Source organism: Oceanobacillus jordanicus, from assembly GCF_022095695.1.
GTDB lineage: Bacteria > Bacillota > Bacilli > Bacillales > Amphibacillaceae > Oceanobacillus_B > Oceanobacillus_B jordanicus.
This window is the reverse complement of the sequence record NZ_JAIFZM010000003.1, coordinates 307,594-326,672: the sequence shown is the minus strand read 5'-3', so window position 1 is coordinate 326,672 and position 19,079 is coordinate 307,594. Positions and strand designations below refer to the sequence as shown.

The following is a 19,079-nucleotide window of genomic DNA, read 5'->3' as shown; positions in this document are numbered from 1 at the left end:
GAATTTAATTTCAATTATTTTCCAATTTTTGACACAACTTATCAATAGCTTTTTATATAATGAGGCCCTAGTTTCACAAATTTAAACTTTCCTTCTTTCTTAGCCAGTTCAATTCCTTCACGCTGTCGAATACGGATAAGATCACGTTCTAATTGGTTTACTCCCCACCATAAGAATTGGCTGTAGTTTTTTCTGATAAATCTAGCCATATATTTTTTAAGGATTTTAAATTTGCCTTTTTACTCCGTATGTTATCGACTAATTCAAATAAATCTTATGTACAACGAGTAACCCGAGTTAAGTACGTAACATAAATGATGTCACCTTACCAAGATGTACACTGATTTTTCTACTTATAATATAATCCCCAAAATATTTCACCCCCATGCTAGGCTAGCATGGGGGTATGTTTAGCAGACGTGTTATCCAGTTGCTTAACTATATTTTTTCTTAGCTATAATTGTTTGTATGATGAGGAATGCTCCTCCTACAGACCAGTATAGTGGCAAGGCTGCAGGTGAATTAAATGAAAAAATACCAATCATGATCGGTGACAAATATCCCATGATGGCCATTTGCTTTTTCATCTCTGGTGCCATGTTAATTTGTGAAACCTTTGCCTGCAAGAAATAAATAGCTACGGCAATAGCGGTTAGCAACAGATCCGTTTGTCCAAGGTTAAACCATAAAAACGAATGTGTCGCAATTTCTGGTGTCTGCCTGATCGCATAATAAAAGCCGAGTAAAACGGGCATCTGTATTAGTAGCGGCAGACAACCTGCAAGCGATGCAAGTGGATTAATACCGTGTTTTTGGTAAAGTTGCATCATTTCTTGTTGCATCTTTTTCTGAGAATCTACATCTTTTTTATCACTGTATTTCTTTTTCAATTCATCCATTTCAGGCTTAACGACGTCCATATGCTTTTTCATTTCAGCACTTTTTTTCATTTGCTTTAGCATAAATGGCATAATTAGAAGGCGAACAAGAAGCGTAATAAGAATGATTGAGAGACCATAATTATCTCCTAATAAGTTCGCTGTCCCTTTAATAATGGAAGAGAAAGTCTCTACTAAATAATGTTGAAACCATCCTGTTGATTCTCCGTTGCCATTCCCTTGGCAACCTGCCAAAAAGATTAAAAGAATGACCCCGATAAAGCTGTATTTTTTAATAGGTGTAAATACCGATTGTTTTTCCATTGTTGTCCTCCTCGTTTATTGTTCTGTCTGTATAACGAGAAGGAAGGAGCGTCTGTATCATCATCTGCGTCCCGGTACATCATTTTATGGGAGCGCCAGTTTCGCTTATCAATCGTTTCGCCGATCGTAATGAGAACCGATAAAGAATGGATCATGCTGGCATGCATATTACGTGTATAGCATTCATTTGTCTTTTTAATTGTGCCAAATTGAACATCAGCGGCTTTGTAGGAAAAATAGACTGACAGCAGAATGCTAAAGACATAAGCATACACTGGTGAAAAGTCATTTGCTAGCTCCGACATAAATTCAATAAACAATGGTATTCACCCCCTTTATATTGTTTGGATAGATGTTTATACGTTTTGTAAGCAAATAAGTTTCATATCTTTGCTATACTTTCATTATAATACATCTATTAATTAAAAGGATAGGGGTTAATTCGTGGAAATTAGACAATATAATCAAAGTGATGAAAAAGGCTGGGTTCGCTGTCGTGCTCTCTCCTTTCTTGAGACTGCGTATTTTGATAATGTCCTAAGAGAAAAAGAGTATTATGAGAATCCGTCTATCGAGTTAGTTGCAGTGAGTGAAGGGAAGATTGTCGGAATTCTTGATGCAGAATATGATACAACAGAGAACCGGGTTTGTACTGGGAAGAAAGAAAAAGGGGCAATGATCTGGCATATTGCCGTACATCCGGACTTTCAGCGAAAAACGATTGGCGAAAAGCTATTAAAGGAACTAGAAAAAATAGCAGCTCAAAAACAAGTAATGTATTTGGAGGCATGGACAAGAGATGACCAATGGGTGAGGGCGTGGTATGAAAAAAATCATTTCAAGTTAGTCTCCTCCTATCTCCATATATTCATGGAAGGAAACGAACTGCCAAAGATAGAAGGTAATAAGAGTGAGATGCAGTTAGTGCAGGGGTGGGCCCATTATACTGGGGAAAATAAAGAAGCAGTAAAAGAAAAATTTAAGCGTGTTCATGAGTGTGTCTGTTATACAAAAGTGTTGTGATTATTGGTAGTTTGGTAACGGGAAGCAGGAAACGTGAATACTAGTAGTGACACAATGTCCATATAATTGCCGTATTGCTAACACATTGTACTCCTTAAAAATTAAACTCTTCATAAAACCGAGGGAACTTTTAACCTCGGTTTTCGTATGTAAACGTATAAAAAATTCTCCTATTACATTATTCCAGAAATCATACAAATTTGAGTCCTAGGAAACCTCCGCCTCCAGGCTGAATTTTTTTCGTACTAGAGATTGTCGTATCTTATTCTGTTTTTATTTACCATGGAAATATACCAAATTGAAATGAGGAAAGGGATGAGTGAATGGACGCCATAGTTCAAATAAGCAATGTAAAAAAGACGTATAAGAAGCGAAAGACAAAAGAGCTCGTACAGGCTGTAAATGACATTTCGTTTTCGGTGAGGAAAGGGGAGATTCTAGGATTACTTGGCCCAAATGGTGCTGGGAAAACCTCGACGATTAAAATGATTTGTGGGCTACTAAAGCCTGATGAGGGGACAATCTTTATTAATGGGATAAATAACCAGGAAAAGCGTTTGAAAGCACTACAGCATATAAGTTCTGTGCTGGAAGGAAACCGTAATCTGTATTGGCGTTTGACTGTTAGAGAGAATTTAGATTACTTTGCAGGTAACAGAGGGGTTTCCAGAAAGGAAGCAGCAACACAAATTGAAGATTTATTAGCTAAATTCAATTTAAAAAACAAAGAACATGAACTTGTTAATCGTCTATCTAGAGGGATGCAACAAAAACTGGCTATAGCTGTAGCGATGCTCGCAGATAGTGATGTCATTCTTCTCGATGAACCTACACTTGGTCTTGATGTCGAGACAGGATATGAAGTAAGAGAGCTGTTACGTGGCATTGTAAAAGACTATAACCGAACAATTATCATCAGTTCACATGACATGGATGTAATCCAAGATCTTTGTGAGCGGACTGTCATTATCAATAACGGCACCATTGTTACCGATGATCGAGTCGAGAACCTCTTACGCTTATTCGAAGTTAGATCGTACAAGGTTACTCTAGGTGCACGCTTAACCGACCAACAGCATACGAAATTACTCCAGTTTTTCCCAACCCTTACATACATCCCAGACACCCACCAATCGACTTTGGAAATTGACTTGCAGCGAAATGAAGAAATATATGACTTATTTGAAGTGTTAAAGGCTGAAAGTACACCAGTAGAATCAATTGATCGCAAAACCATCAACTTTGAACAAATCTTTATGAAAATCGTAAAAGGGGAGGCAACAGATCATGCGCTGGCTTAATCTATTCAAAGCAAATTTAAGAAAAGAATATTTGGAGTTGAGAAGATATCTGCCAAACACGTTGGCCATGATTATTACCTTTTATGTTATTTTCCTTGGAATGTTTGCCGGGATACAGCTTATCGGTGACCCAAGCTCTCAGGATGTGAATACGCAGTATGTAATCGTCAACTACATTTTCTGGTTTTTAGCTATGATGGTTGTTAACAACATTGGCTGGGAAATCACGAATGAAGCCATGCGTGGGACACTAGAGCAGCTGTGTATGTCACCAATGGGAATGTGGAGAATTATGGTCACAAGACTGTTTTCCTCTACCATTGTAAATATTTTTATGATTGTTGCATTGCTGTATTTATCCATGCTGACAACAGGGCAATCACTGAACATTGATCTTGTGGCGCTCATACCTATCCTTGCTTTGTCATTGGTCAGTATGTTTGGGCTTGGGTTTATTATCGCGGGGATGTCGATTATTTTGAAACAGGTCCAGGCGTTTCTACAGATTCTCCAGTTTATATTAGCGGGTCTTACCTTTGTACCCCTGTCTACAGCACCTTTTCTAGCGTATTTTCCATTTGTTAAAGGGGTGGATATGGTGCGGGAGGTTATGATAAACGGCGCCACAATAACACAGTTAGGTGCAGGCGATTTTATTATTTTAACGGTTAACGGAGTCGTCTATTTTATAGTTGGTCTCCTGGTTTTCCTTTATTGCGAGAATGTAGCGATGAAAAAAGGCTTGCTGGCACATTATTAAACGATTAGCATAAACAATATCGCTTTTTAGAATGCCGTTTGGGTAAATTATTTTCCTCACTAGGTCGATGTCTTATACAATATCAGGCCAACTGTCATAGGTTATTAATGAACCTATCACAGGAAAGGGGATTTTAAATGAGACATCATGGGCATCAATGTGGATGTGGCTGCCAGAGACCAAAGCAAGTAGTTCATCCAACGAAATATAACTGTGTTAACCAATATTCAGAGAGTGTTGTGGAGCATATTCATCCATCACACACAACGGTTATGAACCATCATTTAGTTAAGAACAAGCATGTGTTTCCACACTCCACATCTGTACAAAACACGTCAAACAGTGTAAATCAGTACGGTGGATCTTTCAACGTTCCATCACCAAACCAAGTAGCGGGAGCAATGAGCCCTGGAATGGGGCCAAATAATCAAGTAGCAGGAGCAATGTATCCAGGCATGGGACCAAATGGTCAAGTAGCCGGTGCAATGAGTCCAGGCATGGGCCACAATGGTCAAGTAGCAGGAGCAATGAACCCAGGATATGGTAAGCATTGTGGTGGACCAAAACAGTGGCAAAAACCAAATAAATGGTGTTAACTTAGTAATAGAGGCTGACGGTAATCATGTCAGCCTTTTTCTATAAGGAAAACTCATGCCATATGATAGTTAGGTTTATTGTTTGGAGGATACATATGAAGATTTTAGCTGTTTCAGGTTATAAACCTGCCGAGATAAATATATTTAAAGAGAACGACCCCCGAATTAATATTGTAAAAGCTGCAATTCAAAAAAGGCTTATCCAATTTATTGAAGAAGGATTGGAGTGGGTTATCATATCTGGTCAAATGGGGGTAGAGCTTTGGACGGCTGATATTATATTTTCTTTGCAGGAGGAGTATGATATCAAGCTAGGTGTATTTCCGCCGTTCGAAAACCAAGAGAGTCGCTGGCCGGATCCCCTTAAAGAAAAGTATGAGGAGCTTAAGATGCTTGCAGACTTTTTTAAGCCTATTTACAAAGGTGATTATAAAGGAGCCTACCAGTTTAAGGCTAAAAACTTGTGGCTTGTAGATAAAAGTGACGCAAGCCTAATCTTAATGGATGAGGAATTTCCTGGGAGCAACCGTTTCTTATATAGTGCCGCGAAGGAAGCTGGAGAAGCTTACCCCGTATACACTATAACTCCTGCTGACTTGGACGATATTGTAGAAGAAATACGAATGGCAGATCCTGATTACTGGCAATGATTCTTTCATGGAGGATATTGCATCGGCCGAGCAAGGGTGTTATCGGCTGAGAGAAAGAGCACATCGGCCAAGCGAGCGTGATTATCGGCTGAGAGAAAGAGCACATCGGCCGAGCAAGCGGTATTATCGCCTGAGAAATTCAGCACATCATCTACCTATTAAGCAGGGATCTTCACCTTTATAGCGAATATAATGGTGAAGCTTTTATTAGAGGGGGCTGGTAGATTTGGATAAAAAGAAAGAGCCGTTTGAAATAGAAGAAAGACTGGAGTATAAAGATCATTTATCAGAGATAATTAAAAAGGCTGAACGGGAAGGGCATTTTGAAGACCTCCCAGGAAAAGGAAAACCATTGCAACTCGGGCAAGACTATCTTAATCCCGAGGAAAAGCAACTTTATAAAACAATGAAAGATAATAATGTATTACCAAGATGGGTGGAGCTTGCAAATAAGATAGATCAACTAAAAGAGGAGCTATCCCAAATAGAAGGAAAAGAGAGAGCCAAAAAAATTAAGCAGATAAATAAGATAGTGAAAGAATACAATTTTGCTTGCCCGCCGTCTTTGCAACGAAATCGTATAACAGATAAATAAATGAGAACAGAGGCAAAATCAATTTAACGATTTTGTCTTTTTTCATATTCAACTACCATTACGCCTTCTACAAAAAATAATAATTAAGGTACTTCCCTAAAAAGATTAATGTTATAATGTTTGAAAATATTGGAATATGGGTGGGGTTGGATGGAAACGGTCATACGATTAATGGAGGAAGAGGATATTCCATTAGTACAGAATGTAGCAAGGACGAGCTGGAAAGCAACATACAAAGGGATCATACCAGAAACGGTTCAGCGAAATTTTATTAATATGGCATATCGTGATGAGATGATGCAAAGAAGGATGAAAGCCTCATTTTTGTATGTTGCGGAAATAAGCAATGAGATTGTGGGATTTGCTAACTTTTCTCGAGTCAAAGAGAAGGGAGAAGTGGAACTAAGTGCAATCTATCTCCTCCCAAAAGTTCAGGGAAAAGGCATAGGCAGCGCATTGCTTGCAAAAGGGATCCATGAGCTAAAGGGTGCAACTGAATTATTTATAAATGTAGAAGAAAACAATGAGCTCGGAAAAAGCTTTTATATCGCAAAAGGTTTTCAGGTCCACAGCACATTTGACGAGGAACTAGACGGCCATATTTTGAAGACTGTGCGAATGGTCAAAGAGATACACAGGATTTAATCGAAACCAATTATTCGTTCAATCGTATAAATACATGTTCAAGAAATATGACAATTATATAAGTAGGAATTAAATTTTCGCAATCATGCCTATTTTCGGTAAGCATAGATTAAAAATGATTTGAGAACATGGAGGGATACTTTGGCCTTAACACAGTTTATCTATATTGCTACAGGATTTGTCTCTGCTTTTATAGCAGTTTTTATAATCCTTGCCTTTTTAAACGGAAAATGGAAAGAGCGACCACATCGCTTATCTTGGGCTGCTTTTGTAACGCTATTACTTTATTGGATAACAGTTTTGACCCAGGTATACGATCTATTCCCCTTCGATGTAGGAAACTTTTTATTTGATTTATTGTGGCTCAGCTCAGCTATATTATGTCTGTTGGCTGCATGGAAGGAAAGTAAAAATAACCAGGCAGTCGCGTGGTTTTTGGCGGGTGTTTCGGTAATCAGTCTTCTCTTTGGTTTTATTCTTGTAGGCATATCCGGTATGGAATAGGAGGGACACAAAGTGGGCTGGATAGCAGTAATGGTATTAGTTTTAGTATCCATTACAGTGGATGTATTATGGATCGATATTGAACGGAAACGATGGAGCTGGTTGAATAATAGCACAAAGCTCCAACTAGCTATATTCCTGGGAGCATTCAGCGTAGTTAGTGGGGTTATCTATTACGTAATGAGTTAGGAGTGAGGAATGTTCAAGAAAAACAAAAGCCAGAAGGATGACTTAGGCGTTATAGGAAAAATAGCCGTTGGATTCATGCTTGCATTGCTTATTCTCTCTAGTGTTACTTTTTTCTTGGTTCTTTACTTCTTCGGTTTTGCTGGCATATTTATAATCGTAGGGATTGAATACTACTCATTCAAATTACTAATTGTGTTTAGTCTATGGTTCCTCGGCGTCGGCATTATTTTTGAGTTGGTCTTTAAAGGCGTCTTCTTCTTGGTTATCGCTAATATTAATCGCTACAAAATTTATCTCTATATTCTGGTTGATGTTATCGCAGGATGGCTAGCACTTTTTACAGTCGATGAGCTTATAACAGGTATTACTATCTCAGCACCGCAAGAGATGATCATTGCCATTATTTTGTCACTTACTGAATTTGCTTTTAAAGATAAGGAGGAAGGAAAAGACTAATGAAATTGTTTCGTTTTGATAAAGAGGTGGGCACACACATCAGCCGCTATGAATCTGACTTTTGGCTATCCCGTATCCTCCGAACAGAAAATGCGAATCTACAAATTTCCTGTATGCATTTAGATGTAGATGGTGTCATTGGGTTGCATCCTGCTACGGTAGATCAGCTACTCCTCATTATGGAAGGAGAAGGAATGGTTACCGGTAGTGAACAGAAGGAAGTGAAAGTTGTGAAAGGTGAGGCTGTATTCTGGGAGGCTGGCGAATGGCATGAAACAAAATCTGAAAAAGGAATGACTGCCATTACAATAGAAGGAAAAGGAATTGATCCTGGGACGTTTATGAAGGAAAGGAATTAAGAGTAATGGAGGATGAATTTGTGCGTATTAGAATCGCGAAGCCCGGTGACGCAGCAGGGATTGCCAAAGTGCATGTTGATGCATGGCGAACTACTTATGATGGAATTCTCCCTCAGGAATTTTTAAACCGTCTTGATTATGGAAATCGAACGAACCTCTGGAATGAAAATTTTAAAACAGACACCATTTTTGTAGCAGTTAACACCAAAGAAGAGATAATTGGCTTTGCTACAGGTGGACATAAAAAGTCGCAAGGATATAACGACTTTCAAGGTGAATTGTATGCTATCTATATTCTAAAAGAATTTCAAGGCATGGCCATAGGAAGAAAACTACTGAATAGGATAGTGGAATACTTAAAAACGCTTCAGATAAATTCGATGTTAGTACTTGTGCTTAAAGAGAATCCTGCTATCCAGTTTTATCATGCTATGGGTGCGCAAAAGATTGATTGTCTTACCATAAGGATTGCGGATACGAAGGTAGAGGAAGAAGTATATGGTTGGAACAATTTGGAACTTTTATAAAAGCGAGGGATAAGATGAACTTTAATATATTTGATGCTACGCAAGTTCGAATTGCCCGTCCTACTGATCATTTTAAACAGGTAATTGAGTTTTATGAGCACGGAATAGGGCTGAAGAGACTTACGGAGTTTACCGGGCATGAAGGATACACTGGAGTGATATTGGGCTTGCCAGGGGCTGCCTACCATTTGGAATTCACGACACATACTAGTGGAAGTCCATGTCCTGCTCCCACGAAGGACAACCTACTAGTATTCTATATTCCAGAAAAAACAGCGATTAATAGGATTACAAAACGACTTAAAGATATGGGATACAGCGAAGTAGCGCCTGAAAATGGTTACTGGAAAGAGAAGGGAATAACCATAGAAGATCCAGATGGTTGGAGAGTCGTGTTGATGAACACGAAAGGGATATAGAAAATATATCCATGAATAATTACCATATATCCTATTAGCAGCAACAGCTTTCATTCTAGCACATCTCATTGGAATAGATCTTACTGTATTTGGGTTATGGGTGACGGAATACGTTGTACCATGGGCAATCCTTATTATGCTCTTTTTAATAACAAATTAAATCGTAAGGATAAAGGAGAATAATTAATGAAAATAATTGGCTTAATTGGGGGAATGAGCTGGGAATCCTCAGCTGAATACTACCGGATCATAAATGAAGAAATAAATAAACTACTTGGTGGGCTTCATTCTGCCAAAATCGTCCTGCATAGTGTGGACTTCGAAGAAATTGAGCATTGTCAAAAGACTGGGGAATGGGAGAGAGCAGGGAAGATTTTAGCTGATTGTGCGTCTTCTCTTGAACGGGCCGGCGCTGATTTTATTTTAATATGTACGAACACCATGCATAAAGTGGTGAAACAAATTGAATCTCGTGTTAAGATCCCGGTCCTTCACATTGCGGATGCTACTACCTTAGCTATTCGAAATGCCAAGATCAAAAAGGTAGGCTTATTAGGTACCTCTTATACGATGGAACAGGATTTTTACAAACAAAGAGTTGAAGAAAATGGGATAGAGGTAATCATTCCTGAAAAGGCAGCACGTGAAGAGGTCAATACGATAATTTTCAATGAATTATGTCATGGAAAGATAGAGTCTAGCTCAAGAGAATATTTTAAATCGGTTATTGCGGATCTAATAGAGCAAGGAGCGGAAGGCATTGTATTAGGCTGCACAGAAATCGGTCTTTTGATAAAAACAGAGGATGCTCCAGTCCCTGTGTTTGATACAACACACATTCATGCAATAAAAGCTGTGGATAAGGCTTTAGAGGTAGGTGTAGGACGTGGATAACACTATTTGGCGAGTAGGGACAACGTACATACCTGTTCATCATGTAGAAGGATCTGCTAAATGGTATAAAAGCAATCTTGGTGCAGATGTCATGTATCAGGATGAGAAAAAAGCAATTATTAATTTTGCGAACCAGAGCTTTTTCCTTGTAAAGGCTTCAGAAAAGGCAACGGCCAATTTTGAGGATAGTGATGGCAACGTTCATTTCTCAATGACATTTGAGGTGGATGGGCTGGTTGCTTTAGAAAACTTGCATCAGCAGTTTAATGAAAGTGGCATAAAAATTGGTCCTATTGAGGACCGGGGACATGCGGGAAGAAATTTCATCTTCTATGATCCAAGCGGAAACAAGTTTGATATTTGGAGCGAACTAAGCCCAGATTTTAAAGAGAAATATGGTATCAACAATGAGTATCTATAAACCGATGGAAACGTGGGAGGGTGCTGCAGGAGTATGTCTAAACGAAAACAACGAATTGCTTATGGTCTTGCAAGGCAAGGTAGATGAAAAGAAAACCTGGTCTGTTCCTACAGGTAATAAAGAGGATGGCGAGACTTTCGTTTCTTGTTGCTTAAGAGAGGTTTGGGAAGAAACAGGTTACTTGGTTGAAATAGTTGAAGAATTGATGGTAAAACAGGCGGAAATAGAGGAAATCCCAATCCAGGTGGAAGTACACTACTATGCTGTGAGAATCATTGGTGGAATTCCAACTATTCAGGCCCAGACCATCTCATCCATGAAATTGCTTGGAAATCCAAAAAAGAGTTAGAAACGTTAGACCTTTCCTTCCCAAAAGATCGAGGATTTTTCCTTAGGACGTTAAGCAGTTAAGTAAATTAATGACCAAAGTGAATTTAAACAAGGGGGCTAAAAGTGTACGGCGAGTTTGATTACGTAGAGTTCTTGATGAAAATTCTTCTGCTGACCGCAATTGTAACAGTGCTACAAGTGTTGTTAAGGAATTATCTAAATAAGTTGTTTCATATAAAAAAGAAATTTTTCTCCTATGACCATGTGAATAAAATACATCAAAAATTTGATTGGCTTATTAGGATTGCTTCGGTTTTCATTATTGTCTACTTCATTTACCAAGATGATTTAAAAGAAACCATTTATGCGATATTGAGCCTAGCGGTAATACAAGAATCGGTAAAAGCTTTTATGGAATGGAAGTATATAAAAAGTAGAAAGTTTCATTATATAACCCTTATTGAACTTGGAGGTTTTATCCTATTTGCAATCCTATTATTACTAACAAATGGGTTTGGATTATTTAATATCTAATAAAGAATACAGGTGAGTTATGGTGTATAAAGCAGATAAGCTTTTGGTGCGAACTATTGAGAGAAAAGATGAGCTGACGCTTGTAAAATGGTTATCTAACGCAGAAGTGTTGGCGTTTTATGAGGGCAGGGATAATCCATATGATCTTCGTATGGTGAGAGAGGATTTTTACCAGAATGAACCTGAAGTAAGCAAGTGTATCGTCATATATGAGGAGGTAGCTATTGGTTACATTCAATTTTACGAAATTACTGAGAGAACGAGCAACCTTACAGGATATGAAGAAGTTACATATGGGATGGACCAGTTTATAGGGGAGCCTAATTACTGGGGGAAGGGAATTGGAACCATGCTTGTTCAGTCGATGCTTAATTATCTGCAACAGGAAAAACAGGTAGATGTTGTTATTTTAGATCCCCAAGTCACAAATTATCGGGCCATCCGCTGCTATGAAAAATGCGGGTTTAAAAAGATAAAACGACTGCCCGCTCATGAGTATCATGAAGGGGAGTATCGAGATTGCTGGTTAATGGAATACCGAACATAGAGTAGGAGAGGGAACTTATGAATGGTAAAGATATTTTAAAGAGGTTTGGTTTTCTTACAATTGAAGAACCAGAGAGTATATATGCTTTTTCCCCGGTATACCGAGTTTCCAAGGGAGAAGACGACGTTATTATTAAGAAAACCCAGCGTCCGTTGGATAAAGCAGAAAGGCTAATGGAATATTTACGGTATTTAAAAGAAAATAAAGTGCCTGTTGTCACTCCTGTTGACTTAACAACGCACAATCCACAACAGATAGAGGATGAAGTTTATGTAGCTTATCCGTTCATTAAGGGCGATGTATATACTGGTAAAGACGGAGAAATATATGAGGCTGGTAAACTGCTTGGAAAAATACATGCAATCTCACCGCAAGAAAATGCTTACCAATTAAGTGTCTATGATGTCTACGATTTTAATTTGGATGAAGTAGATGAAAGTATGAAGCAAATTAGCGAACATGTTGGTCAACATGATGTGGACATAAGTCTTCCATTACTCGAAACGAAGCTTAGTCAAGCTGTTGCACAGCAGGAGAGACTAAAAGATATTGCTTTACCAAAAGTCATGACCCCACATGACTATAAAGCAAATAACTTAGTTTATACACCATCTCCTTACTTAATCGATCCAGATAATGCCACATGGATACCGAGAATTTATGATTTAGCATTAGTGCTGTTTCTATTTCACAATGAAATGGATAGTGCTCCTGATAAACTATTTACGCCTAATCAGTGGACTCATTTTATGAAAGGGTATGCAGAGTTTACCGAATTAACTGAAATGGAAAAAACCTATTGGAATGCCGCACTTGAACATGTGTTTCTTGATGAAGTGATGTGGTTGATGGCAGAGGTTCCGGAGGATTGGGACAGGCCCGAACAGCGATCACTATTTGAAAGCTTAGCCCAAACCTTGAATGATCTATCGGCATATACACTATAAGGAATTGCTAGTTAATGAAATTGGTATGCTGTTATTGTCACTGTGTTGCTCATTATCTCTATCATAGGGAAAATCTAGTATGCTTATTATGCTACTAAAATATTAAGTAGAATTGTTTAGGAGTATGGAGTAGGAGTCGAAGGAAGACAACTAGGCATATTGCCAGGGAACCATTTCTCCTAAAAAAATTCACTGGGTATTTACCTTCTATTTAATCTCTTTTAAAATCTCTCCGTTATGCTTGTACTGAGTTAAATTTGAGAGGAGAGATGGCATGTTTAAAAAGGTTGGGGTTGTCGCATTGAGTGCTGGTCTTATTTTTTCCGGGATGGGCTCTGTTCCTACGGTAGAAGCGGGTAAGCCGGAATGGGCAGGAAAAGGAAAGCCTGATTGGGTGGAAGCACGGAACGGAAAACAAGATGTAGAAAATGTAATTTATATGATTCCTGATGGTTTTAATGCTGACTATGCGAAGAATTATCGCCTTTATAAGGGTGAGGATGCTGCATGGGATAAGCATTTAAAAGGCATGTACACCACATATTCTGCTAATTCAAGTATTACAGATTCAGCTGCAGCTGGTACAGCAATGGCTACCGGGGTAAAAACGAACAATGGAATGATTGGCCTTAACCCTGAAGGAGAAGAATTGGAAACCATTTTGGAAGCTTCTAAAGAACAAGAGATGGCAACAGGGTTAGTATCCACTTCTGCCATTACACATGCGACTCCAGCAGCATTTGCTTCACATGTAGAAAGCCGTAACAATGAAACAGAAATCGCCAGACAACTGATTGCAAATGAAGTGGATGTCATGCTTGGCGGTGGAATGAATAATTTTCTACCTGAAACGATGGGCGGTAATCAGGAAGATATGAATGTGTTGGAAGCAGCAAAGGAAAGAGGGTATAAGGTAATTGAGACCCGTCAGGAATTAATGAATCAAAATGATATTGCTTTAAAACAGGATGATAAATTACTAGGTTTATTTGCAGGTGGCGCGTTACCAGACGAATTGGCTCGTGATAAGAAAGTACAACCAAGTTTAGCTGAAATGACAGAAACAGCTGTTGAAATCCTCGAGCAGGATGAAGATGGATTCTTTCTTATGGTGGAAGGCAGTCAGATTGACTGGGCAGGCCATGCTAATGATGCTGGATGGGCAATGAGCGAAGTAGAAGCATTTGAGGCAGCGGTAAAAGCTGCATTAGCATTTGCTGAGGAAGATGGAGAAACACTGGTCGTAATTGGTGGTGACCATGAAACAGGTGGAATGACCACTGGGATAGATGGTTCGCCATCTAACGCTTCTCCAGAAATTTTAAAAAAGGTGAAAGCAACTGGTACCCATATGGCCTCTGAACTGAACGAAGGACGTACGAATAGTCAAGAGGTGCTTGAAACGTATACCGATTTGGAATGGAGTGCAAGCGAAATCCAACAAATACAAGAGGCGGAGGATCCAGTCGTTACAATAAACGAACTTATTAGTAACAAAGCAAATATTGGTTGGACAAGCAGTAATCACACATCTGTAGATATTCCACTGTATGTATATGGGCCAGCATCAGAGGATTTCACAGGGTTTCATGACAATACAGATCTACCTAAATTCATAGCAGAATCCCTTGGTATAAGCCTGGATAATTAAGGCGGAATCTATTAGATAAGCGTTCTGGAAGGAAAGTGCTTGGGGTTTAAATCTCCCCAAGCACTTTTACCTGTTAACATCTATTAATTCAAATCGTTCACAAACTAACAGCATGTCCTCTTTGAAATCCAATCCCATTTGTTGCAATTCATTAGTAAAGAATTTCACATGAGCATCCTTCCAGTACTGGTACGTTCTGTCGCCTTCCCCTTCAGCAATAGCAAATTCCTCTGGAACCTCATTCATTGGCATAATATCAACCTTTACTGTTTTGATAATTGCCATTGGCTCGTCATTTGAATTCAATATGACACTATAATCCTCCACAGCTGGCAAAGGCTCGTTCTCCATTTCATAGAAGATTAATCCAGAGCAAGTTGCTGTTTTTACGCCATCTATAACTAGTTGTGCTAAATAATCTGGATCTGCTCCAAATTGCCAAGATTCATAGGACTCTGGTTTTACTTGGTTTTTCGATTCCCAAAAATTATTCCAATATGATTGTGCAGCTGTATTCATTTTTCTTCCTCCTAAAAAGGTGCTTGTTACGTATTCTGTAAGAATTTACATTTGTAATTAAGCATACAATACTTAATTTTATAAAAAAAGGAAATTATGAATAGAATAGCGAATAATAACTAAAAGACAGTAGTTAGGAGTATATACATATGACCTTATATGGAGAAATGACAAAAGCAGACTGGATGAAAGCTTTACATATTAAAGATGAAAATATTCCCACAGCCTTTATTTTGCATGGGGAATGGGAGCATGCATGGAACATTGAAATTTGGAAAGAGTTGTTGGCAGAAGAACAATGGATCCCTACATGGAATGCCATTACAGGAAACTACAATCAAACTAGAATTGGATTTGCAAATGTGTTTGGAGGGCCTCAAGCTGCCATGATAGCGCATCGTTTTGCTATGCTTGGTACAGAAATAATGATCCAAACAGGCTATTTTGGAGGGCTTTCAAAGCAAGCGTCCTATGGAGACATCTTTATTGTAACAGGTGCTTATATGGAGGATGGAGTTTCTAGGTGGTATTTATCCGAACAAGATATGGTATATGCCGATCCCATGCTGGTTAATGAAGCGATTGCCTATTGCGAAGAAATGAACTATAGCTATGTAACTGGCAATATATATACCACAAGTGCTATGTTAATGGAGACAAAAGAGCTAGTGGAGGATTGGTCAAATCGAGGGTTTATTGGGGTGGACATGGAGACAGCTACGACTTTTGCGGTTGCCAGTAAATACAATCGGAGTGCTGTTGGTTTACTTAATCTTTCTGACCATTTGATACAAGGGGATACCTTGTATTCGCGTATAGCCGATTATGAGCAAATTGAAGAGAGAACCGACCAGAGAATTAGAGAAATAGCATTATATCTTAGTAGTTTAGGAAAGTAGGAAGAAAATGATAACACGGAAAGTTACATTCCTTATTGTAGTCAGTTTATTTGCGTTACTAACAGCCTGTAACTCGGAATCCCAACAAGGTGATGCACTGATTAAGGAAGGGGAGCTTACCGAGTACGAACGCAGTCTAACTGATTTAGTTAGTGAAACCTTCTTTATTTATGATGTAGAATTTTTAAATGAGAATGCAAAAGAGGTACGATTAAAAGTGGATTATTATCAAGAAGGAGAACTTGTAGACACAATTGTGGACTTTGGTACATCGATAGAAGAAAAAAAATCACGGTTCGTGCTTCTAAACACGCCGTATAAGGATAAAGAAAAATGGAATGCTGCAGTTATTACAGAAAATGGAATGACCAGTTTGGAAACGGATCCTATGGATAGCTTGTCAAATATGGATATGACTGTTAGTTCTGTAGGAATGGATGAAACCGAATTGAAAATAGGAGAAAAAACCATTATTGCTTCCATAGTAAAAAGCAATCAGGAGAATATTTCGATACCGACTGATATTGCTTCAGAGGAGGATTTGATAGAAGTCACTGCATATGAGCATGCCTTTCTTGTATCTGCAACACTAATGGACTGTCATATTGGAGACGAAGGATGTACCGAATAAGGAGTGAGCACTAATGCGAGTAATACTGGAGTTGTTAAGGATTATCTTTATTTTTATACTGCTTGGAGGATTTACATGGGAAGTATTAAATTCTATTTACAGTGCTTATGAGGGAATTGTGACCTATAAGTGGATAGGTGCAATAGGTATCTATTTAACGCTTTTTGTATTGTATCGTAACATATTTCAATTTTCGGGTTGGTACCAAGGGAAGGGGCGGAAAAAGCTCCCACTTAATATGACGTTTGTTATATTATGTGCGTCAATACTATGTATACTATTACCATTCCCAATGGAGTGGTTAGGTGGTTAAAAAACTCCCCTGTTGGCCATATGGCTAGCTCAGGGGAGTTTTGTTCTGTCTTAAGATTCTGTAGCGACAGTAGGTTTATTTAATATCCCTTCTGTTTCCTTTTCTGGACCTTTTGGTTCTGGATTGTTAGTCGAAGTTTGCACCCGTTTAATGAAGAATGCCAATACAAACGCCAAAATTGCAATAAAAGTTGATACCAGGAAGCTGAAATTAATTCCACTTAGCATAGACTGATTTAATATATCAGCTTGTACTTCTGCAGCAGCTTGTTGAGAGGCTAAAGTACTTGGATCGACCGCTGCACTTAACTCTGTTGCTTTTGTCTCCGTGCGATTATTCATCACTGTAATTAATAAGGCTGAGCCAATCGCACCAGAAACCTGTTGCAAGGTATTATTCATCGCAGTTCCATGCGGGTTATCCTTCATCGGCAACTGGTTTAATCCATTTGTCATAATCGGCATCATAACCATGGACATACCGAACATGCGAATAGTATAGATTAACATGATGGTTCCGTAACTGGTATCCAAACTAAGTCTGCTGAAAGAATAGGTTGTTGCAATGGTAATGGTTAATCCTATCAGTGCTAATAAGCGTGCGCCATATTTATCAAATAATCTACCTGTGATCGGCGACATAATTCCCATTAAAATAGCACCGGGAAGCATGAGTAAACCTGAATCCATCGGAGAGATGCCTCGGATGGTTTGAATGTATATTGGCATTAGAATCATGCCGGAAAACATTGCGATCGCCAATACAATAGAAATAGTAGAAGATAAGGCAAACATAGGGTATTTGAAAATCCGAAATTCGAGCATAGGATCATCCATGTTTAATTGGCGGATAATTAGACCGATTACGGAAATAGCGCCGATAGCTATGGTGCCATAAACCAAAGGATCATTCCAGCCATTTTCTCCCGCTGTACTGAAACCGTAAAGTAATCCACCAAAACCTAGACTTGATAGAATAATAGACAGGATATCAAGTTTGATATTCCGCTGTGGTGTAATGTTTTTTAGTTTGAAAATACTGTATAAAAGCGTAAAGATAGCAAAAGGTAGAACGATATCAAATAAAGTTCTCCAGCTATAATGCTCGATGACCCATCCGGACAAAGTTGGACCAATAGCAGGCGCTACGATCATAACTAGGCCAAACGTTCCCATTGCAGCTCCTCGTTTTTCCACGGGAAACGCTGTAAGCATCACATTCATTAATAATGGCATCATTACAGCAGAGCCAGAAGCCTGGATCATTCGGGCAGCAAGTAATACACCGAAAGATGGTGCGAGACTTGCAGTCAATGTTCCAATTGTAAAAAGCGTCATAGCTGTGATAAATAAACTTTTATTAGTAAATCGCTGAATAAAAAAGGCACTTGCTGGAATTAGTATTCCGTTAATCAGCATGTAACCAGTAGACAACCATTGAACGGCAGTCGCTTTCACTTCGAATTCTTCCATAATAGAAGGTAGTGCAACATTCAGCAATGTCTCATTTAATATAGACACAAAAGCACCAATGAACAATATAGCAATCATTCCATAAGGTGGTTTTTCATGTAGTTTGTTTATTTCCAATCATGATTCCTTCTTTCCTCTTAGATAATATTTATATATTTTATACCGGTAGTACAAATAAATCAATAAGAAAAAACATTTTTCACAAAAACACTACAATGTAAGTGATTAAAGTGGACGTTATAAGTTGTACTCTGATTATAAAAAGGTGTGGTTGTCCTGCTTGGTTCGACATTATTTTTTTGCTTGGAGCTTTTTATTTAGTTTAGGTTTTTTCGAAAGAAGGAATTATAAAGGATAGAATACTTAATAATGGAGGATGTATATGAAAGGTTTAATTCGCAAGCTTGTTAAGTACGGACCAATTATTTATCCGATGGTAAGAAAATATATGAATAAACGAAAAGGCAAGTCATACAAAAGATAATAGATGAAGTGGGATAGCTGGCGAAAAGCCAGCTTCTTTTTTTGCACGTTAGGAGAGTATAAAATTTCAGCAAGGAAGTAAAGCCGACGCAGTGAAAATTTTGAAGGTCCAAGTATAAGAACACTTTCACTTTGGCTAAAGGACGAGCAAATGCGAGTTTTTCTAACAGGAAGGAAATTGTGGGGGGCTTATTGAATGGAGTATAAATAGA

The 19,079-nt window shown here is 38.5% G+C and carries 26 protein-coding genes and 2 pseudogenes; 23 read left to right on the top strand and 5 right to left on the bottom strand.

The window, feature by feature from the left end:
• Positions 1 to 80: 80 nt before the first annotated feature.
• From K3T81_RS05705 to K3T81_RS05695, 3 genes and pseudogenes are all read right to left on the bottom strand, one after another.
• Positions 81 to 322: pseudogene (locus K3T81_RS05705) on the bottom strand (recombinase family protein); the annotation flags it as partial.
• A gap of 112 nt (positions 323 to 434) precedes the next feature.
• Complete coding sequence (gene yidC, locus K3T81_RS05700) at positions 435 to 1,202, bottom strand: membrane protein insertase YidC (protein ID WP_238018774.1); 768 nt, start codon at positions 1,200 to 1,202, stop codon at positions 435 to 437.
• A complete protein-coding gene (locus K3T81_RS05695; RefSeq protein ID WP_238018773.1) occupies positions 1,139 to 1,522 on the bottom strand; it encodes a hypothetical protein in 384 nt (127 codons plus the stop codon). The genes yidC and K3T81_RS05695 overlap by 64 nt, the downstream gene beginning before the upstream one ends.
• Before the next feature lie 124 nt (positions 1,523 to 1,646).
• Here K3T81_RS05695 and K3T81_RS05690 point away from each other — a divergent pair, with 124 nt between their 5' ends.
• From K3T81_RS05690 to K3T81_RS05595, 20 genes and pseudogenes are all read left to right on the top strand, one after another.
• Positions 1,647 to 2,225, top strand: coding sequence for a GNAT family N-acetyltransferase (locus K3T81_RS05690; RefSeq protein ID WP_238018772.1), 579 nt, complete (start codon positions 1,647 to 1,649; stop codon positions 2,223 to 2,225).
• A 323-nt stretch (positions 2,226 to 2,548) separates the two neighbouring features.
• Positions 2,549 to 3,526, top strand: a complete 978-nt coding sequence (locus K3T81_RS05685) for an ABC transporter ATP-binding protein (protein WP_238018771.1) — start codon at positions 2,549 to 2,551, stop codon at positions 3,524 to 3,526.
• Positions 3,513 to 4,286 carry an ABC transporter permease gene (locus tag K3T81_RS05680; RefSeq protein WP_058949932.1) on the top strand — a complete coding sequence of 258 codons (774 nt, stop codon included), beginning with the start codon at positions 3,513 to 3,515 and terminating at the stop codon, positions 4,284 to 4,286. Before K3T81_RS05685 ends, K3T81_RS05680 begins: the two co-directional genes overlap by 14 nt.
• 137 nt (positions 4,287 to 4,423) lie before the next feature.
• Positions 4,424 to 4,882, top strand: coding sequence for a spore coat protein (locus tag K3T81_RS05675; RefSeq protein ID WP_161465313.1), 459 nt, complete (start codon positions 4,424 to 4,426; stop codon positions 4,880 to 4,882).
• Positions 4,883 to 4,977: 95 nt separating this feature from the next.
• Positions 4,978 to 5,532, top strand: a complete 555-nt coding sequence (locus tag K3T81_RS05670; protein WP_161465312.1) for an SLOG family protein — start codon at positions 4,978 to 4,980, stop codon at positions 5,530 to 5,532.
• Positions 5,533 to 5,749: 217 nt separating this feature from the next.
• Complete coding sequence (locus K3T81_RS05665) at positions 5,750 to 6,127, top strand: DnaJ family domain-containing protein (RefSeq protein WP_238018783.1); 378 nt, start codon at positions 5,750 to 5,752, stop codon at positions 6,125 to 6,127.
• 150 nt (positions 6,128 to 6,277) lie between these two features.
• Entirely contained in the window at positions 6,278 to 6,772 is a 495-nt protein-coding gene (locus tag K3T81_RS05660; RefSeq protein WP_238018770.1) for a GNAT family N-acetyltransferase, read from the top strand.
• A 141-nt stretch (positions 6,773 to 6,913) separates the two neighbouring features.
• Complete coding sequence (locus tag K3T81_RS05655; RefSeq protein WP_106896130.1) at positions 6,914 to 7,276, top strand: hypothetical protein; 363 nt, start codon at positions 6,914 to 6,916, stop codon at positions 7,274 to 7,276.
• Between the two features lie 12 nt (positions 7,277 to 7,288).
• Positions 7,289 to 7,465 carry a hypothetical protein gene (locus K3T81_RS05650; RefSeq protein ID WP_238018769.1) on the top strand — a complete coding sequence of 59 codons (177 nt, stop codon included), beginning with the start codon at positions 7,289 to 7,291 and terminating at the stop codon, positions 7,463 to 7,465.
• A gap of 9 nt (positions 7,466 to 7,474) precedes the next feature.
• Positions 7,475 to 7,921 carry a YrvL family regulatory protein gene (locus K3T81_RS05645; RefSeq protein ID WP_238018767.1) on the top strand — a complete coding sequence of 149 codons (447 nt, stop codon included), beginning with the start codon at positions 7,475 to 7,477 and terminating at the stop codon, positions 7,919 to 7,921.
• Complete coding sequence (locus tag K3T81_RS05640; RefSeq protein WP_238018765.1) at positions 7,921 to 8,280, top strand: cupin domain-containing protein; 360 nt, start codon at positions 7,921 to 7,923, stop codon at positions 8,278 to 8,280. The genes K3T81_RS05645 and K3T81_RS05640 overlap by 1 nt, the downstream gene beginning before the upstream one ends.
• Before the next feature lie 20 nt (positions 8,281 to 8,300).
• Positions 8,301 to 8,807, top strand: coding sequence for a GNAT family N-acetyltransferase (locus K3T81_RS05635; RefSeq protein ID WP_238018764.1), 507 nt, complete (start codon positions 8,301 to 8,303; stop codon positions 8,805 to 8,807).
• 14 nt (positions 8,808 to 8,821) lie between these two features.
• Positions 8,822 to 9,226 carry a VOC family protein gene (locus K3T81_RS05630; RefSeq protein WP_238018762.1) on the top strand — a complete coding sequence of 135 codons (405 nt, stop codon included), beginning with the start codon at positions 8,822 to 8,824 and terminating at the stop codon, positions 9,224 to 9,226.
• A gap of 186 nt (positions 9,227 to 9,412) precedes the next feature.
• Entirely contained in the window at positions 9,413 to 10,120 is a 708-nt protein-coding gene (locus K3T81_RS05625) for an aspartate/glutamate racemase family protein (RefSeq protein ID WP_238018760.1), read from the top strand.
• Positions 10,113 to 10,541, top strand: coding sequence for a VOC family protein (locus K3T81_RS05620; RefSeq protein ID WP_238018758.1), 429 nt, complete (start codon positions 10,113 to 10,115; stop codon positions 10,539 to 10,541). Before K3T81_RS05625 ends, K3T81_RS05620 begins: the two co-directional genes overlap by 8 nt.
• A gap of 4 nt (positions 10,542 to 10,545) precedes the next feature.
• Positions 10,546 to 10,952: pseudogene (locus tag K3T81_RS05615) on the top strand (NUDIX hydrolase).
• Between the two features lie 42 nt (positions 10,953 to 10,994).
• Positions 10,995 to 11,405: a DUF4181 domain-containing protein gene (locus K3T81_RS05610; RefSeq protein ID WP_238018756.1), complete on the top strand. Its 411-nt coding sequence runs from the start codon at positions 10,995 to 10,997 to the stop codon at positions 11,403 to 11,405.
• A 19-nt stretch (positions 11,406 to 11,424) separates the two neighbouring features.
• Positions 11,425 to 11,952, top strand: a complete 528-nt coding sequence (locus K3T81_RS05605) for a GNAT family N-acetyltransferase (RefSeq protein ID WP_238018755.1) — start codon at positions 11,425 to 11,427, stop codon at positions 11,950 to 11,952.
• A 17-nt stretch (positions 11,953 to 11,969) separates the two neighbouring features.
• Positions 11,970 to 12,899, top strand: a complete 930-nt coding sequence (locus K3T81_RS05600) for a phosphotransferase (protein ID WP_238018754.1) — start codon at positions 11,970 to 11,972, stop codon at positions 12,897 to 12,899.
• Positions 12,900 to 13,173: 274 nt separating this feature from the next.
• A complete protein-coding gene (locus K3T81_RS05595) occupies positions 13,174 to 14,550 on the top strand; it encodes an alkaline phosphatase (protein WP_238018753.1) in 1,377 nt (458 codons plus the stop codon).
• 66 nt (positions 14,551 to 14,616) lie between these two features.
• Here the strand turns inward: K3T81_RS05595 and K3T81_RS05590 are convergent, their stop codons facing one another.
• Positions 14,617 to 15,069, bottom strand: a complete 453-nt coding sequence (locus tag K3T81_RS05590) for an ASCH domain-containing protein (protein ID WP_161465524.1) — start codon at positions 15,067 to 15,069, stop codon at positions 14,617 to 14,619.
• A gap of 149 nt (positions 15,070 to 15,218) precedes the next feature.
• On the opposite strand from K3T81_RS05590, the gene K3T81_RS05585 reads away from it, so the two are divergent.
• From K3T81_RS05585 to K3T81_RS05575, 3 genes are read left to right on the top strand one after another with little or no spacing between them, the layout of a single operon-like run.
• On the top strand, positions 15,219 to 15,968 hold the full coding sequence (locus K3T81_RS05585; protein WP_238018752.1) for a phosphorylase family protein: 750 nt from the start codon (positions 15,219 to 15,221) through the stop codon (positions 15,966 to 15,968).
• Between the two features lie 7 nt (positions 15,969 to 15,975).
• On the top strand, positions 15,976 to 16,599 hold the full coding sequence (locus tag K3T81_RS05580; RefSeq protein ID WP_238018751.1) for a hypothetical protein: 624 nt from the start codon (positions 15,976 to 15,978) through the stop codon (positions 16,597 to 16,599).
• Positions 16,600 to 16,612: 13 nt separating this feature from the next.
• Positions 16,613 to 16,912 carry a hypothetical protein gene (locus K3T81_RS05575; RefSeq protein ID WP_238018750.1) on the top strand — a complete coding sequence of 100 codons (300 nt, stop codon included), beginning with the start codon at positions 16,613 to 16,615 and terminating at the stop codon, positions 16,910 to 16,912.
• A 50-nt stretch (positions 16,913 to 16,962) separates the two neighbouring features.
• Here K3T81_RS05575 and K3T81_RS05570 read toward each other — a convergent pair whose 3' ends face one another.
• Positions 16,963 to 18,462: a DHA2 family efflux MFS transporter permease subunit gene (locus K3T81_RS05570; protein ID WP_238018781.1), complete on the bottom strand. Its 1,500-nt coding sequence runs from the start codon at positions 18,460 to 18,462 to the stop codon at positions 16,963 to 16,965.
• Positions 18,463 to 19,079 lie beyond the last annotated feature (617 nt).

What these genes read in the sequence shown, in the direction of transcription:
- K3T81_RS05630 (WP_238018762.1), top strand. Translation starts at nt 8,822, where the DNA reads ATGAACTTTAATATATTTGATGCTACGCAAGTTCGAATTGCCCGTCCT.
- K3T81_RS05590 (WP_161465524.1), bottom strand. Translation starts at nt 15,069, where the DNA reads ATGAATACAGCTGCACAATCATATTGGAATAATTTTTGGGAATCGAAA.
- K3T81_RS05640 (WP_238018765.1), top strand. Translation starts at nt 7,921, where the DNA reads ATGAAATTGTTTCGTTTTGATAAAGAGGTGGGCACACACATCAGCCGC.
- K3T81_RS05675 (WP_161465313.1), top strand. Translation starts at nt 4,424, where the DNA reads ATGAGACATCATGGGCATCAATGTGGATGTGGCTGCCAGAGACCAAAG.
- K3T81_RS05660 (WP_238018770.1), top strand. Translation starts at nt 6,278, where the DNA reads ATGGAAACGGTCATACGATTAATGGAGGAAGAGGATATTCCATTAGTA.
- K3T81_RS05645 (WP_238018767.1), top strand. Translation starts at nt 7,475, where the DNA reads ATGTTCAAGAAAAACAAAAGCCAGAAGGATGACTTAGGCGTTATAGGA.
- K3T81_RS05570 (WP_238018781.1), bottom strand. Translation starts at nt 18,462, where the DNA reads ATGATTGCTATATTGTTCATTGGTGCTTTTGTGTCTATATTAAATGAG.
- K3T81_RS05625 (WP_238018760.1), top strand. Translation starts at nt 9,413, where the DNA reads ATGAAAATAATTGGCTTAATTGGGGGAATGAGCTGGGAATCCTCAGCT.
- K3T81_RS05600 (WP_238018754.1), top strand. Translation starts at nt 11,970, where the DNA reads ATGAATGGTAAAGATATTTTAAAGAGGTTTGGTTTTCTTACAATTGAA.
- K3T81_RS05595 (WP_238018753.1), top strand. Translation starts at nt 13,174, where the DNA reads ATGTTTAAAAAGGTTGGGGTTGTCGCATTGAGTGCTGGTCTTATTTTT.
- K3T81_RS05580 (WP_238018751.1), top strand. Translation starts at nt 15,976, where the DNA reads ATGATAACACGGAAAGTTACATTCCTTATTGTAGTCAGTTTATTTGCG.
- K3T81_RS05685 (WP_238018771.1), top strand. Translation starts at nt 2,549, where the DNA reads ATGGACGCCATAGTTCAAATAAGCAATGTAAAAAAGACGTATAAGAAG.
- K3T81_RS05670 (WP_161465312.1), top strand. Translation starts at nt 4,978, where the DNA reads ATGAAGATTTTAGCTGTTTCAGGTTATAAACCTGCCGAGATAAATATA.
- K3T81_RS05680 (WP_058949932.1), top strand. Translation starts at nt 3,513, where the DNA reads ATGCGCTGGCTTAATCTATTCAAAGCAAATTTAAGAAAAGAATATTTG.
- K3T81_RS05605 (WP_238018755.1), top strand. Translation starts at nt 11,425, where the DNA reads ATGGTGTATAAAGCAGATAAGCTTTTGGTGCGAACTATTGAGAGAAAA.
- yidC (WP_238018774.1), bottom strand. Translation starts at nt 1,202, where the DNA reads ATGGAAAAACAATCGGTATTTACACCTATTAAAAAATACAGCTTTATC.
- K3T81_RS05585 (WP_238018752.1), top strand. Translation starts at nt 15,219, where the DNA reads ATGACCTTATATGGAGAAATGACAAAAGCAGACTGGATGAAAGCTTTA.
- K3T81_RS05575 (WP_238018750.1), top strand. Translation starts at nt 16,613, where the DNA reads ATGCGAGTAATACTGGAGTTGTTAAGGATTATCTTTATTTTTATACTG.